At 47.5% G+C, this 16,325-nt stretch carries 8 protein-coding genes; 7 read left to right on the top strand and 1 reads right to left on the bottom strand.

Features of this window, described 5'->3' with window-relative positions; genetic code table 11:
- Window positions 1–231: 231 nt before the first annotated feature.
- Entirely contained in the window at window positions 232–1,458 is a 1,227-nt protein-coding gene (locus LAY41_RS10245; RefSeq protein ID WP_249097076.1) for an RNA-guided endonuclease InsQ/TnpB family protein, read from the bottom strand.
- Window positions 1,459–1,713: 255 nt separating this feature from the next.
- On the opposite strand from LAY41_RS10245, the gene LAY41_RS10240 reads away from it, so the two are divergent.
- The 7 genes from LAY41_RS10240 (at window position 1,714) to gntT (ending at window position 16,232) form a co-directional block, all read left to right on the top strand.
- Complete coding sequence (locus LAY41_RS10240; protein ID WP_249097165.1) at window positions 1,714–2,991, top strand: response regulator; 1,278 nt, start codon at window positions 1,714–1,716, stop codon at window positions 2,989–2,991.
- A 428-nt stretch (window positions 2,992–3,419) separates the two neighbouring features.
- Window positions 3,420–4,067, top strand: a complete 648-nt coding sequence (locus LAY41_RS10235) for an RNA-guided endonuclease InsQ/TnpB family protein (protein WP_249097074.1) — start codon at window positions 3,420–3,422, stop codon at window positions 4,065–4,067.
- Window positions 3,973–4,293: a response regulator transcription factor gene (locus LAY41_RS10230; protein ID WP_249097072.1), complete on the top strand. Its 321-nt coding sequence runs from the start codon at window positions 3,973–3,975 to the stop codon at window positions 4,291–4,293. The genes LAY41_RS10235 and LAY41_RS10230 overlap by 95 nt, the downstream gene beginning before the upstream one ends.
- 111 nt (window positions 4,294–4,404) lie before the next feature.
- Window positions 4,405–4,944, top strand: a complete 540-nt coding sequence (locus LAY41_RS10225; protein ID WP_249097071.1) for a chemotaxis protein CheW — start codon at window positions 4,405–4,407, stop codon at window positions 4,942–4,944.
- A gap of 84 nt (window positions 4,945–5,028) precedes the next feature.
- Window positions 5,029–7,938, top strand: a complete 2,910-nt coding sequence (locus LAY41_RS10220; protein WP_249097070.1) for a methyl-accepting chemotaxis protein — start codon at window positions 5,029–5,031, stop codon at window positions 7,936–7,938.
- A gap of 877 nt (window positions 7,939–8,815) precedes the next feature.
- Entirely contained in the window at window positions 8,816–14,617 is a 5,802-nt protein-coding gene (locus LAY41_RS10215; RefSeq protein ID WP_249097067.1) for a hybrid sensor histidine kinase/response regulator, read from the top strand.
- A 157-nt stretch (window positions 14,618–14,774) separates the two neighbouring features.
- The gene (gene gntT / locus LAY41_RS10210; protein ID WP_249097066.1) at window positions 14,775–16,232 is read left to right on the top strand and encodes a guanitoxin biosynthesis MATE family efflux transporter GntT; all 1,458 of its coding nucleotides are present in this window, start codon (window positions 14,775–14,777) and stop codon (window positions 16,230–16,232) included.
- The last annotated feature ends 93 nt before the right edge of the window (window positions 16,233–16,325 follow it).

Here is a 16,325-nt window from a genome sequence, read left to right as displayed (position 1 = left end):
ACAGCCATACTAGCTCACGCAACAGAAGCCCTGGTAAATCTCGCCCAAAAAGAACTGATGCAGTAGGTAATTTTTACCAATTGGCACCCCGGCTTGCACAACTCGCACAAATGGCGGCTCAAGGTTTGAAATTTGCTACCGGGAAAATGCGAAAATTATTCATAACTGGCTTATGAGAGAGGATTGGACGCAAAGCCGCAGGTGTTGGCAGTTACGGTGAACTACTCACCGTCAAATCGGAGTACCGACTATAACGTGAGCTTCTGTACTCAAAGGCGAGTGCCGCAGCTTAGACTTTCGTCCGAGTTTTGGTCTTACCTCCCCTCCTACAGCAGAGACGGCTGAACCATCCGCCTTTAGCATTCTGATGCCTTCAGATCTAATATTTATCGCCGCATTTCCATCCCTATCATGATGAGTACCGCAATGAGGGCAAGTCCATTCCCTCACATCTAATGGCATTTCACTTACTTGATGGAAACAATGAGAACAAATTTTAGAACTAGGAAACCACCTATCAACTTCAATTAATCTTCCACCTTTACGCTCTAGCTTATAGGCTAAAAAGTTGACAAACGTTCCCCATCCAACATCAGATATTGCTTTCGCCAAATTGGGATTACGAACCATGCTCTTGACATGAAGATTTTCTACGATGACAGCTTGGCTATCGCTGACCAACTTATAACTAAGTTTATGTAGAAAATCTTGCCGTGAATTACTAATCCGTTCGTACACCTTGGCAACTACTTTTCTGGACTTGGATCGTGAATTACTCCCTTTTTGCTTACGTGCTAATTTTTGTTGTTTGCGTTTGAGGTTTTTTTCATACTTGGCCAGATGTTTAGGATTGTCATATTTAGACACTTTCTCACCATCGGTGACCACGGCAAAGTGTTTCAATCCCAAATCAATGCCGTAAATCTTACCTTCTGTTGTTGTGGTGAGATTTTCACCTTCAACTTCAATCAGGACGGATGCCAAATATTTTCCTGACGGGGTTTGGCTGACAGTAACAGTCTTTATTTTTCCTTCAATTGGTCTATGTATCTTGGCTTTGACTATGCCAATATTGCCTGGAAGTTGGATATTCCCATCTACAATTTTGACATTTTGAGGATATTGAATTGATTGTTTACCATGCTTAGATTTAAATTTAGGAAATCCGGCACGTTTCTCAAAAAAGTTCTTGTACGCTGTGGTTAAGTTGAGTGTTGTTGCTTGTAAAACTTGACTATAACAATCAGCTAACCATCTAGTCTCTTCAGCCTTTTTGAGTCCTGGTAGAAGTGCGTTGAGTGCAGACCTTCCAAGTCCTTTACCCGTTTCTTTGTAAACTTGAATTGATTTATTTAGAGCCAAATTCCACCACCATCTAGCACATCCAAATGTTTGCGCTAATTGTTGCTGTTGTTCTTTTGTTGGGTATAATCGGACTTGAATGACTTTGTGCAGCACTCAATATCACCTCCTGTGGATATATCTTAGCACAATATACATTTGCGGTAAAGCGCTCGGTCAAGATTTGGGGATTCCTCATCGACCCTTAAGGGGTCAATGAGGAATCCCCCGCCTTTCATCCCACCACTAAACTGGGTACAGTTTTAATGGGGGACTTCCGGGCGATTCAGTTAAATTTGAACCTAGACTGAATACGTCTAGATTTCCTCTTATGTAGTGAAGAGTGAATTTTTAGGAGAGCGCTATAGTTCCATGCAGGGAACGTTGAGTGAAATTGATATCCGCAGTATTCTGCAACTTATAGAGTTGGGTCAGCGAACAGGGTACTTAGAAGTAGAGGCGTTCGGTGGCGAAAACGCTACGCGCACGCTAGGCTCGATCGGTCTGTACCGCGATCCCAAGACGCGATCGAAGGAGCATTTTTGGATTGTATTTTTCCTCAACGGTCAAATTGCCTATGCAGCGAACGGCGATAACAGTTTATCGCGCCTGCGCGACTACGTGCGTCGCTATAAGGTAGACGCTGCCCTAGACAACGTAAGCGTTCCATCCATAGCCACGATAAATGCGCCCGAATATGGCTACTTGTGGAATTTGCTGGAAACGCACATCGTTACCCCCGCTCAAGGGCGCAGCATCATCCAAAGCATGGTGCGCGAAACCCTTTTTGACCTCCTGGGCTTACGCAATGGTTCATTTATCTTTGAAATTGGCCCCGCTCTGGAACCGCAACTGACAACCCTGGAAATTGGCCCTCTTGTGACCCACATCATGAAACAGGTGCAGGAGTGGAAGCAGTTTCACCCCCACATCCAGTCTCCCGATCAATGTCCGGTCATTGTAGACCCAGCCCAATTACGCCACAAACTGCCAGAAAATACCTTTAAAATCCTAGAGCATTGGGCTGACGGCAAAACTTCCATTCGCCAAATGGCTCGCTATCTAAATCGAGAAATTTTGCCAGTAGCGCGAGCCATTTATCCTTACATACAGCAGGGCTGGGTGCAACTGCTCTACCCCGCCACAGCTGCTACTGCTTCCAACCGAGAATTGACACCGTACCCCGAAACCGGAGTACCCCGCATTGTCTTTATTGATGATGGTATTGCCACTTGTAAAGCAGTAGAGTATACCCTAAAACAGTATGGTTACGCAGTTGCTGCGATCGACAATCCCTTGAAGGCTCTCAGTTTAGTCTTTCAAATCAAGCCAGACTTAATTCTTTGCGATATAGCCATGCCCGATCTGGATGGATTTGAGATTTGTGCCATGTTGCGTCGCTCCACAGCCTTCCGGCAAACACCAATCGTTATGCTCACCGGCAAAGATGGCTTTATCGATCGAGTCAAAGCGCGTATGGTTGGGGCGACAGACTACCTCACAAAGCCGTTTGGCGACAGCGAGTTATTGATGCTCGTGGAGAAATATGTTGGCCCCTGTAACCCCAACCTATCCCAAAGAGCCCAATTGTCTCTTGATGCGCTAGAAGAGGAGATAGCAGAAATTGATACTAGCACCGCTAAACCCTAGCGTCTAGCAAGCTTCTATTCTTGGTTCGTCGAATTAATTTACTTTTGGACGTTCTCAGCGCACTATCTTTACCTTTCGACCGTTTATGCAGCTTATCGCCCACTTAGCTCATCCGATTGCTCGATCGTTCTCTCTTTACAGAGGGACTAAACGCTTCCCCACGCTTGGACTAATTGTACACTATTGGATAACGATGCGAGATACTTTAGTCATTAGCAAGGCCAGAGGGTCAACCTCAATGCAGCCTTACCTTTAACAAAATGTCGCGCCTATGTCCCTACCTATAAACACCATAAAATACCTACGTTTTAGGCAGGGATGAATAAAACCAGCCAACAAGAGCAAAGCAACGATATTTTCGGGAATGATTGATTTCATGGTAATATGATGATCGCAATCACTAAATAGCAATAAGGGGGTGAGATTGAGTGCTACGCAAGGTGGTATCAAAGAAAGGTAAACAGTCTGCTCAATACCCGCAAAACGTCAAAGTTTTAGATGGGATTATCAAATTTCATGGCAATATTGGCGAATTGAAAGCTAAAATACAGCGCCCGATAGAAGAGAAAATTAAGACTGTAACGGTCAGCGAAACACCTTCAGGTAAATACTTTGCGTCTATCCTGTTTGAGGTAGAAGGCGAAAATACGACAACTACCGAAGGTGAAATTTATGGCATTGATTTGGGGTTGAAACATTTTGCTGTTGCCAGAAATGGTGAAAAAGTATTCTTATACGACAATCCCACGCATCTGGCCAAGCTCGAAAAAAACCATAAAGGTCAACAACAGAAATTAACTCAAAAAGACGATAGTAATTCAAGACGCAAGTATAGAAAAGTTGTTGCTAAAGTGTACGTTTGCGTAGCCTGCGCTTGGCGCTTACTCGTAAGCAATTCACGTCAAGATTTCCTACATAAACATCAGGTAAAAAGTTATGAGTACGGTTCTGGTTGTGGAAGACAGCGTCACCCAACGGGAGATGATCTCAGACCTCTTGAAAGGAAGTGGACTGAATGTGACCGTGGCCAGCGATGGGGTCGAAGCAATGGAATACATTCAGGGTCGTTGTCCTGACTTAGTGGTCTTGGATATTGTGATGCCCAGGATGAACGGCTATGAACTTTGCCGTCGCCTCAAGGCCGATCCTAAAACCCAAAATGTACCAGTAGTGATGTGTTCTTCAAAAGGAGAAGAATTCGATCGCTACTGGGGCATGAAACAGGGGGCGGATGCCTACATCGCTAAACCGTTTCAGCCAACAGAACTGATTGGAACGGTCAAACAACTCCTGCGGGGATAGTTGTTGGTTATTGGTCATAGGTAAGAGAGCAAACAGCTAAATGAGTGACTTTTGAATGCCTGACTTTTAAATGAGTGATTTTTAACTTTTGACTTTTGATGGAGGATGTTTATGGTTGGGAGTCCCGACTTTTTAACTAGCAGAGGCCACGATCAGGCTCCCGAATTCCAGCAATTAGAAAGTCCTGAAGGTGAGTTGCACCTACGATTTTACGTTGCTTCCGGTATGGAACTGGCACTGGGAGCAATAGGCATCCGCGAGGTAATCTCTCAGCCTCCCGACCGGATTACTCCTATTCCAAATGTATCTCCTTTGCTTTTGGGAACTCTAAACTTTAGGGGACGGGTGATTTGGGTCGCTGACTTGGGGCAGTTTCTCGGAGACCAAGTTCCGTTGAATACAGACCGACCGGAGATTCCGGTGATAGCGATCGAAGATCAAGACACAATGTTAGGGTTGGCAGTTGACCAGATTGTTGGTATGGACTGGCTTGATGTGGATCTAGTGCAGATGCCGAACAATGCGCCAGATAGCATGGCACCCTTCCTTCGGGGTGAGTGGGTGTTTGACATTGAAGCAAATGAAGCAAATCAGTGTCTGCGACTGCTGGATCAGGTGGCAATTCTGCGATCGGCCCGGTGGGCAGCATAAGAACGGTTAAAAATTAGAAATTAAAAAGCTAAAATAAACTTTTAATTTTTAATTTTTAATTTTTAATTTTTTGGGAGGAGGCAAATGGCATCCAGTACAGATTATAAGCAGAAATATAAGCAGGCTGAAACAGCCTATATGCAAGGCAACTACGAGGATGCGGCTGTAATAGTCGATCGACTCGTAGAAGATTTTCCCGAAGATCCGGGCATCCGTCTACTCCGGGGTCATATATCCTGCGGTTTGCAAGAATATGACCAAGCACGGCAACAGTATCAGTTAGTACTGACCCTCACGGACGACGACGAGTATGTTAATTATGCCAACAATGGCCTGGAGTACGTTAGTCAATGCGAAACTCCACCGTCCGATGACACCGAACCGGAAAGTCCAGAAGACTACGATGGAAACGATACCTACACGATCGATTCCCCAGACTTTTCAGATGAGCAAAATGAATGGCAAGAAGACCAATATGCCGCCGCCAACGGCAGTAATGGACTGACTTTGAACGGTTTGGATCTTGATGGCGATGACGAATATCAGTATCCCCCGTCTGCCCCTGCGCCCCAATTCGACCAACAGTTGGACAATCCTTTTGCCCAATCGAATGATGAGTATGACGCAGGAGCAAACGAGGAGGACGCAACCGCTTTTATCGATCCGTTTGCAACCGCTCAAGAATCAGTTGGCTACACAGCAGAGCCGGAATACTATTCGGATGAGCTTAACCCAGAGTCGCAGCAATGGCTGTCGATGGATGAAAACCAAAACTGGGAAAACTATACAGAAGAAGTACCGGGCGAAGATTCGCCCTTCTCTAGAGAAAGCCCAATGGGCGTAGCTCAATCTAACTATGAGGACGAACCCGAACTTTACCCGCCAGGTCATCAATTTGACGCGACATTTACGCCATCCCAAGAGCAAGCGTACTTCGATAATTCCCAATCTCAAGCGGCTGAAGTCCCTAGCTCCAAAATAGGCAAAGATAAAGCGGGATCGGAGCCTCCTACTTACTTTAGAGGCCCAGTTACTGAAGATGAAACAATTTTATTGGGAGGAGAAGAGCCATACGCCCCATCAGGTCAAAACTTACGCCCCACATGGGCGGACACAGCCGATCGAAATGGTTACAATTCCCAAAACAACTTTGACATGGATGCTTTTGACGCTGCCTTCGGTGACGAAAGCGACAGAAGCGATGAAATATCCTACAGAGCGTCCCAGATGCCATCAGATGCACAGATGGGGAAGGGGACAATCGGCTTTTTGGAAGAATTTGATGAATTTGACGACGATCTGGGGAATATACCCGATTTTGAAAACCTTGAGGATTCAGGCAGCCTAGCAACTCCCACAAGTAGTTCTTCCGGGTTCGGGTATGAAGGAGGAGGCAGTACAACGACAGGCAGCAGAATCCAAACAGATCGGGAGGATACTAGCGATCGCTCGGCCTTTGGGGATGATGACATATTTCCGACCACCGAGCCACCAATTTTTATCCCCCAACCCGCCGATAGTCGCAGCCTCGAACCTAGCGTCACAGTCGAACAAGGCTGGCTCGCTTTCTTCGATAACTCCTCAATGGCCCAGAAACGCTGGATCACTGCTGGGGTTGTCGGTACTATCTCGGCAGTTGCCGTCGCCGTCATCAGCCTGAGCAGTCAAATTTTCTACAAACCAAAGAACGAGGACGCACTCAAGCAACTCCAATACACCGGCTTGGCAATGGCTGGTATAGCGGGAATCGTCAGTTCTGGCGCTACCCTGGTGATGGTAGGACTGACAGAAAAGCATATCCGCCGCGCCACCTCAGATCTGCAAAGTCAGTTCGATGCCGTCTCCCAAGGCAACCTGAATTTGCAAGCCACGGTTTTCTCAGAGGATGAGCTGGGTCAATTGGCTGCTGGCTTCAACCAGATGACTCGCATCATGCTCACCACCACCAGCGAAGCAACACGCAGAGCCGAAGAACAAGAGCAGGCTAAAGAAGATTTGCAACGTCAGGTGATCCGCTTGCTGGATGATGTGGAAGGAGCCGCCAGAGGCGACTTAACCGTACAAGCTGAAGTCACAGCAGACGTATTGGGAGCTGTCGCCGATGCGTTTAACTTGACCATTCAAAACCTGCGCGACATCGTACAACAGGTGAAAATGGCAGCGCGTCAAGTTAATAAGGGTGCCTCGGATAACGAAAGGTTTGCCCGCGAATTGTCCGCTGATGCCCTCAGACAAGCCGAAGAACTCGCCGTGACGCTCAATCAAGTTCAAGGCATGACTGAGTTGATTCGACGGGTAGCAGATAATGCCAAACAAGCGGAAGAGGTGGCTCGCAGCGCTTCTGCGATGGCTCTTAGGGGCGGCGAAGCTGTAGAGAGAACGGTAGCCAGTATCTTGGGCATTCGAGAAACAGTGGCAGAAACCACGCGGAAGGTGAAGCGCCTCGCCGAATCTTCCCAGGAAATTGCCAAAATTGTGGCTTTGATCGCTCAAATCGCATCGCGTACCAACCTGTTGGCACTTAACGCTAGTATTGAAGCGGCTCGTGCGGGAGAAGCAGGCCGAGGCTTTGCGATCGTGGCAGATGAAGTGCGGCAATTGGCAGACCGAGCCGCAAAAGCACTCAAGGAAATCGAACAGATTGTGTTGCAAATCCAAAGCGAAACCGGCTCGGTAATGATGGCAATGGAAGAAGCAACCCAGCAGGTGATTGAAGTTACCAAACGGGCAGATCAATCCAAGCGCAGCCTTGACGATATTATTCAAGTGTCAAATCGCATTGACGCCCTGGTACGCTCCATCACCGCCGATACCGTGCAGCAAACCCAAACTTCCTACAACGTTGCCCAAGTGGTGCAATCCGTAGAGTTGACCGCTCAAGAAACTTCTCAAGAAGCTCAGCGCGTGTCAGGCTCCTTGCAACACTTGGTGGGCGTAGCGCGAGACCTGCTTACATCGGTGGAACGCTTCCGCGTGGAAACAGCAGAACGCTAAACAAACCACCGCCAACCCAAAAGGTATGGCGGTGGTTTGTTTAGCAGCCCTAGTGCCGAAGAGCAAAAGTCACTCATTCACGCATTCAAAAATCCTTTGCGTCTCAGGCATTTAACTATAACCTATGTGACTGTGGCGTTAAGATAAATTAGAGGTATCCACAAAAGTGCTGAGTACCGAGTAACGACTGCTGTATTTAAAGTCAAAGACTTTTTTCTCTAGGACTAAAGCCCCTGGCACAATTAGTAGGGTGCGTAAGAGGCACAAACCCTTATTCTATCGATGTATAACTTCGTCTGACGCACCCTACAAGTTGATTTAAGTGTGACAGGGGCTTTAGTCCTGTTCTCTTAACTAGAGTGTCGGTCTTGACACTCCTCGGCGTGAACGCACGAGGATTCTTGGCTCTACGAACGACTTTAAAACCCACTATCCTTGCGGCAATGCTTAAACCAATTAACCGTGCGGTAGCACTCATTAACGAGCCTAACTTAGTGAATCCCAGAGAGTCTATCTCCCCAAGCGTACTAGGATACGAACCTAGTGTTCGGGCGTGCCCCGCCCTACATTTCCTGTCAAAATTATCGGTTTTCTGGTGGTGGGATGTGATTTTTTTAATCCCTAGCTGTTTTAAGAGTTTTCGCCGCTCTTTGCCCAATGCTTTACGCCTAAAAGTGTGTCTCTCAACCGTTTCACGAGGGCGTTGCGAGTTCAACCTTGACGATACAATCCTAGCATTTTAGAAGCCGTCCTGGAAGGACGGGGTTTTAGACCCAAATTTCTGATAAAGAATAAAATCTAAATCTCAGCACGGAGCAAGGACGCTGACGCGCAAGCGAAAGCTAACGCTAATAAGCACTCTTATGGGGACATGGCTATGCTGCCTGAACAAAAACACCGCATTTTGGGCTACTTCATTGAAGAGGCCAAGGATCACCTCAATACCATTCAGCAGGGTTTGCTGAGTCTGCAAAACACGATCGACGACCCAGAAATGGTAAAGGAGGTCTTCCGCGCTGCTCACTCGGTTAAAGGGGGGGCAGCAATGCTAGGTATTCACAGTATTCAAAAAACTTCTCACAGACTGGAAGACTATTTCAAAGAACTAGAAGAGCGTCCAATTCGGGTTGACCGAAAGCTAGAAAACCTGTTTTTGCGGGTATTTGATACCCTCCAGTCACTTTTAGAGCATCTTCAAGGCCCTTTTGGCCTGACGGACGATTTGGCCGAAAGTGTGATGTCGGGGGTTGACCCGGTATTTGAAGAACTCAAACAGCACTTAGAGCTATTGGCAAATGGCCCTAGTAAGGCCACGGTTGTACAACCAAAACCATCTGGGTCCTCTAGAGAGTTGCTGTTGGCAGCTTTTAAACAAGATGTGATGGATGTGCTGCGTCAGATGTTGCAGCTATTCAAACCACCATCTTGGCCGGATAGTCGGCCACAACTGCAAGAGTGTTGCTCCCGCTTGATTGGACTTGGCGAACGGTTCAATTTACCAGCCTGGATTAACTTGGTGCAGATGACCGAGAATGCGATAGCCAATCCCGACAATTCCTGTCAAACATTAGCGCCGGTTATCATTAAAGAAATCAAGGCAGCCCAAGAATTAGTCCTGGCAGGCCGTCCTAACGATATCTCGATCGGCGAGCAATTGCTAGCGCTTCAGCCTGCGCTTATCCAAGCGGGATCGGAGTTGGAAATATCCGACGACGAGGAGGACCTGTTTTCTATTGCTTTCGACCCTGAAAGCACGTTCGATTCCCAGCAAACAGAAGTCCCCGATAGCTTCAGCTTCTCATCTTCTGACAATGATTATGACTTTGCAGCTACAACCCCCGACACAGCATTAAATAACTTCGCTTGGAGCGAAACGCCGCATACCGTCAGATCCGCCGAGCCGTCAGGCCCAGAGGTAGGAGCAGCAGAACTCAATAGCTTAGCCGATCTTTTCGAGAAAGAGGAGCTAGACGCAACGTGGCAAGAAGAAGAAATACTCGCGGATGCTGCTGTTGAGTCTGCCCCTGATATGGACGGCGAGTTAGATATGGATGGGGAAAATGAATTCGCCGACCTGTTCGAGGATGTCTCGCCAGAACCCTCCCGATCCGCGTCCGGTCAATTGGATGACGACTTCAGCTGGTTTGATGATTCATTTTCTGAGGATGAAGAAGATAGATCGCCCGTGACTTTAGCTCATCATCTCGATATTATTGATGATATTGATGAGGAAACTTTACCCGATCTGTTCGAGGATAGCTCAGAAAAACTCGCGGTCGCACAAGACCAATTCAGCTTATTCGATGAGGCAATTTTTGAAGAAGACAGCACGAGAGCTCTAGCACCAGCTTATCTCGATCTCGATAACGAGGATGGTGGAGATGATGCTTTACTCGATCTATTCGAGTCAGATTCATCCATACCAACAAAACAAAAGCCAGCGTCAGATGACGACTTCAGCTTGTTTGACGAACCATTCGCGGCAGAAAGCACCTCAAAGGAGTCGGGAGAGGCCCAAGAATTTAATTTCAATGTCAGGATGAGCGAAAGCGATCCTGGATCTCACGCATCCCCGGACAGCACAGACAATCTCAGTGAATTGTTCGTCGGTTTAGATGAAGATGACTTTTGGGAAGAACTTCCCCAAAAGGAAGATATTGGTTTTGAAGCAGAAACCCCCCCAGAGCAAATTTCAGACGACTTCTCAACAGAGGGTTCGAGCGATTGGGACGATGATTGGGCAAACGCTGATGAGATCGCAAACCTGGAAGAATCCCCAGATTTTAGTTCTCAATTCCCAAGTTTTGAGTATGAAGAGCAAGATTTAGAATTGCAAATTGAAGAAGAAAAAGTTGAACCTCAAATCTCAAATCTCAAATCAGAAATTAATGGGGAGTCAGATTTTTCGGATCTAGACGATACGGATATAACCTGGGCGGATGAAACCGACCCAGAAGAAATAGCCGATCTGGCCGCATTCACCGATGATTTTGATGAGCTAGATTTATTTGCCGAAACACCCGCACAGCCTCAAGAAATCAAGATCGCTACAGAGTCAGCAGCAAACGATGAGGCTGATTTTAACGACCTGTTTGACCTTAACGATTTTGCTGCGGATAGCCAAGATTTAGATTTTGGCTCTTTGTCAGAGCAGACGCTAGAGGCAGATATCACATACAGCGACAAAAAGCAAGAAGCAGCCATATATGAAGCAACTCAAAACGAACCGCAAGCGCGACACCAGGTACTCGGAACAGAAGAAAGCATAGACTCATTCTTCTCCCTAGACCAAGAAACAACAACCGAGTTCTGGGGTGAGGAATTTGAAGATCCGAATGTGCGATCGCAAGACAGCAGACCAGATGATGAAAGTTGGCTCACACCTGACCAGGATATTTTCTCCGACAGTTCAAGCGAAGATTTCTGGAACATGAGCCCGGAAGGGGATGCAAACGCGGCGTCCCTGATGAGCGACTTTGACTCAGACGGAGGTTTTGACCTCTTTGGTAGTTCCGATAATGCCCTTAGCGCCAAACCATTAGCAGAAACCGAATCGAATGGGTTTGATGGGTCTAGTGACGAAAATTGGGCGCTGACTGAAGAGGAAAACCCCACAGATACAATCCAAGCGGATTTGGAAAACTGGGATAGCGCAGAAGATAATTTAGATGATATTTTTGCAGACCCATTTTCCCCAAGCCAAAACAGTGCCGAGTACAAACAGGAAGACTTTGCTCTAGATTTTGAAGCTCATGTTCAAAATGAAGAAATTACCGTCAACCCTGAAGGCAGCACAGAAGAAAATTGGATGGATTGGGATACACCACAGAGCGAAGAGGGGCAGAGGGGCAGAGGGGCAGAGGGGCAGAGGGGCAGAGGGGCGGAGGAGACAGAAGCGCCTGTTGTGGACGGTACGCTAGACGACTTTGAAACTTCCGACTTTTTCGACGGCTCAACAGCAACAGGGATGGATTTCATAGATCTTCCCCAAACCGAAATGAGCCGCGAAAATGACTCTGACGAACGCGAAACATTGGCGTGGTTAGAAGACGACTTCTCAACAGAGCTAGATACCTCGCAGGAATTAGCCCAAGAAGATAGCGACGAAGAAGAAAACGATGCGTTTCTCGCTCTGTTCCAAAATCCTGAAGATGAAGAGCAAGACTTTTCTCTAAATCTAGAAACTCATCGTGAAAGTGGGGAATCTCAATCCAGTATTGAGGACTTCCAACTAGAAAGCTTTGACGATCCAGCCGAATTCGATTTTGAAAATGGGGATGTGGCCGGATCTTCGATAAATGAAGCAGGGACTGGGGAAACAGAAGAGCATAATCTTCCCCTAGTCTCTTCCGAAGCGCAAGCGGGAGGCGATAGCTTACTTGATGATTTTGCCGAATTAGAGGGGCTGCTAAGTGTTGAGAGTTCACCGTCTCTTACACAAGAACGATCGGTCAACACCCTAGAGTCAACAGTCAACGCACTAGATGACTTTGCCGAACTGGAAGCCTTGTTGGAGAGCGAATCGCTAGAGAAACCGAAGACAGCCGCCCCAAGAGCAGCCCAATCAACCCCCTCAGTATCTAGTCCTGTTACCGAAAAGGGAGATACATTTGACGATGACTTTGCCGAGCTGGAGCGAATGGTCGCAGATGCCGACAAAGGACCGGGCGGAATGAGCGGACAGAAACAAAGAACCGCTCAGGCTGCTCCGCAGAAGCGTCAGACCAGGGCCTGGTTTGAACAAACCATGAAAGTGCCAGTCAAGCACATGGACAACCTCAGCAACTTGGTTGGGGAACTGGTAGTGAACCGCAACACCCTAGAGCAGGATCAAGAACGGCTGCGGCTGTGTCTGGATAACTTGCTCAACCAAGTGCAGCAACTGAGCGATGTGGGAGCTAGGATGCAGGATCTGTATGAGCGAACGCTTTTGGAAGCTTCTCTATTAGCTAGCCGCAAGAACTATCGCTCATCCCTGTCGGAAAGCTCTATGTTCGCACATCAATTGGGCGGTGGGGACTACGACCCCCTGGAAATGGATCGGTTTACGGGTTTCCACTCCCTCTCCCAAGAGATGATCGAACTGATTGTGCGCGTGCGGGAGTCTACTTCTGACATTGAATTCGTCACCGATGAAACCGAGCAAGTCAGTCGTCAGTTCCGGCAGGTAAGCACCCAACTGCAAGAGGGTTTGACTCGCGCCCGGATGGTGCCGTTCGGGGAGATCGAACGGGTATTTCCATTACTCCGGTACGTGCGAGAAAAAGCCGCAGAGTCGGGTAAGGAGGCGGAGATACGGATTGAAGGTCGGGAGACGCTGATCGATAAATTGATCCTGGAACATTTCTCCGACCCGCTGAAGCATTTGGTTAATAATGCTCTGGCTCACGGTATTGAAAGTCCAGAAGTGCGGCAACGCGCTGGTAAGCCACCCGTGGGTAGGATCTCGATCCGTGCCTTCCACCAAGGCAACCAGACGGTGATCTCGTTCTCGGATGATGGTGCCGGGATTGATGTGGACCGGGTGAAAGCTAAGGCGATCGAAAAAGGGCTGATTACACGGGATGAGGGTAAGACCATTTCCCGTCATGATGTACACCAACTCATCTACCATCCTGGTTTTAGCGTCAAAGATGAAGCGGATTTACTAGCTGGTAAAGGGATTGGCATGGACGTGGTTCTCACCAGTCTCAGCGAAATTCGCGGCACTATTACGACCGATTCCACGCCTGGGAAGGGAACTACTTTCACTATTCGACTTCCCCTAACTCTGAGTATTTGCAAGGCGCTGTGCTGCCTAAGCGAGAAGGCTCGGATCGCTTTCCCGATGGATGGTGTGGAAGACGCGCTGGATATAGAAAAAGACCGCATCCAAATTAATGAGGAGGGCAATCAATGTATTCCCTGGCGCGATATGATACTGCCCTTTAGACCTCTCTCCGATCTGATGACTTACCATCGTCAGTTGGGGAGGGGCAGCGTCTATGGCGGCAGCAAGGAGGAGGATACAATTTCGATTGTGGTGCTGCGTACTGCTGGCAACTTCATCGCTCTGCAAGTGGATCAGGTGTTGGGCGAACAAGAAATTGTAATTAAGCAAATCGAAGGGCCGATACCCAAGCCGCTGGGCGTTGCTGGTGCGACGGTGCTGGGGGATGGTCGGATCATGCCTATTGGGGATGTTTTGGAACTGATTGACCTCTCGCTGGGTCGCATTCAACAGGGTGGGAATATTTGGCGCGATCGCGGTACGAGTATTACGATCGAAGAAAAGCCAGTCGAGCCTACTGTGCTGATTGTCGATGATTCGATTACCGTGCGCGAACTGCTCTCGATGACGTTTAATAAGGCTGGGTATCGGGTGGAACAAGCTCGCGACGGTCAAGAAGCTTGGGATAAACTCAAGTCTGGTCTGCCTTGCGAAATTGTCTTCTGCGATATCGAAATGCCCAGGATGGACGGTCTGGAGTTGTTGTCTCGCTTACAAAAAGACCCGGATTTGAATCATCTGCCGGTAGCTATGCTGACTTCTCGCGGTGCGGAAAAACATCGCCAAATGGCAGTTGAGCGGGGCGCTCGCGGCTACTTCACCAAACCTTATTTGGAAGAAGCTCTGCTTGATGCGGCTTCGCGGATGCTCAAAGGTGAGGTGCTGGTTACTAGCAGCAGTAACGCTTAAAAAAGTCAAAAGTTAAAAGTCAAAAGTCAAAACTTAAGGATGGCTTTTGACTTTTGTTGTTGGTGGCGATCGCTACGTGCAGGAGCGCAAATCATGTAAAGTAATGTGAAAAGCCGACGCTCTTTGGTGGAGATTTTGGTGGATAGCGGATTTATCTATGAACCTGATGCTCAATAGCCAGTATGACTTTTTACCCCGCTACTTCCGACTGGCTCTAGCCAACGTCCTGTCCAATATTATGGTGCCGCTGGCAAATTTAGTCAGTGTCATCTTCTTGGGTCATCTTGAAGAAATACACCACCTAGCTGGAGTCGCCCTAGCTGGAAACCTGCTTAACTTTCTCTACGAGATTTTTCTCTTTTTACGGATGGGCACCACTGGGGTAACGGCTCAAGCTGTAGGACGAAATGACCGAGAAGGCTTGCTGTTGGTGGGACTGCGTAATGGTTTAATTGCTCTGGTACTGGGTATCGCGATCGTACTATTGCAGTACCCTTTGGGAGAACTGGGGTTTGCCTTCCTAGATGTCGCACCAGAGGTTAAAGCTGCAGGTAGAGCCTATTTCAACGCCCAAATTTGGGGAGCGCCTGCCATTTTACTCAATTTTGTCTTATTTGGTTGGTTTCTAGGACTGGAAAAAAATGGCTTAGTTGTGGTGTTGTCTGTCGTTGGCAATGCTAGTAAAATCGCACTTGACTACCTCTTGATTATCCGGTGGGGTTGGGAAAGTACGGGGGCAGGAGTGTCCTCTGCTACAAGCCAATATCTGACCTTATTAGTGGGATTGATTTTTTTGTGCAAAGAAATTCAGTGGCAAGAGGTACGAGCCGTAGCTGAAAAAATTTGGCATCCCTCAGCGATAAAATCCACCTTGACTCTTAATGGAAACATCTTTGTCAGCAATTTAATTTTTATCTTTACCTCCTTAACGTTTAACTATCAGGGGGCGCAGATGGGGACGATTATCTACGCTCAAAATGCCTTGCTCTTACAGATATGCAATTTGAGTATCTATTTTGTTGAAGGGTTGGGATTCGGCACGGAAACTTTAGTCGGAAACTTTAAAGGGAAAGGATCTTCACAACAGTTACTACCTCTGGCTGGTGTTTCTCTGGGAACAGCTCTGCTGGTGGGACTTTCTTTCGGCGGAGCGTGTTGCTTATTTCCCGATACCGTTTTTGGGTTGTTAACCAACCACACCGAAGTTACGGAAAACATTGAGATTTTTGTTCCTTGGTTGCTACTTGTCCTGGTATGCAGTTCGATAAACTTTATGCTGGATGGGTACTTTTTGGGTTTGGCTCAAGGGCATACCCTCCGCAATGTTAGCTTAGTTGCTCTTGTGGTGGGATTTTTACCTGCGGATGTAGCTGCCATTAAGTTTGAGAGTAACCATATCTTGTGGCTGGCTATGTTTTTGTTCGACGCTATCAGAATGGTGACGCTTGGGGTACAGTTGCCCAAGACATTTGCTCGTGATGTTGAGGATGGCTGTGTCTCCCTAAAGGCTCTAGAAGAATCTCGCAACTTTCATCTGGCTATAGAAGAAACCCGTCAACAGATGGTAGCAGAAAAATTGGGGGTTGAGCCGGATAAAGCGCCACTGACAAGCTAATTGTTAACTAAATTTGCGGCTGTCAATCATTAGACTTCTTGCAGAAGTGGGGAAAAGGAGAAAAGGGAAAATAAATATTTCCTTTGCTCTTTT

This window comes from Argonema galeatum A003/A1, assembly GCF_023333595.1.
Lineage (GTDB): Bacteria > Cyanobacteriota > Cyanobacteriia > Cyanobacteriales > Aerosakkonemataceae > Argonema > Argonema galeatum.
The sequence above is the reverse complement of the archived record's forward strand: the minus strand, read 5'-3'. Positions and strand labels throughout refer to the sequence as shown.

Coding starts and splice junctions, on each gene's coding strand:
- LAY41_RS10240 (WP_249097165.1), top strand. CDS start 1,714: ATGCAGGGAACGTTGAGTGAAATTGATATCCGCAGTATTCTGCAACTT.
- LAY41_RS10230 (WP_249097072.1), top strand. CDS start 3,973: ATGATCTCAGACCTCTTGAAAGGAAGTGGACTGAATGTGACCGTGGCC.
- LAY41_RS10225 (WP_249097071.1), top strand. CDS start 4,405: ATGGTTGGGAGTCCCGACTTTTTAACTAGCAGAGGCCACGATCAGGCT.
- LAY41_RS10220 (WP_249097070.1), top strand. CDS start 5,029: ATGGCATCCAGTACAGATTATAAGCAGAAATATAAGCAGGCTGAAACA.
- LAY41_RS10215 (WP_249097067.1), top strand. CDS start 8,816: ATGCTGCCTGAACAAAAACACCGCATTTTGGGCTACTTCATTGAAGAG.
- gntT (WP_249097066.1), top strand. CDS start 14,775: ATGAACCTGATGCTCAATAGCCAGTATGACTTTTTACCCCGCTACTTC.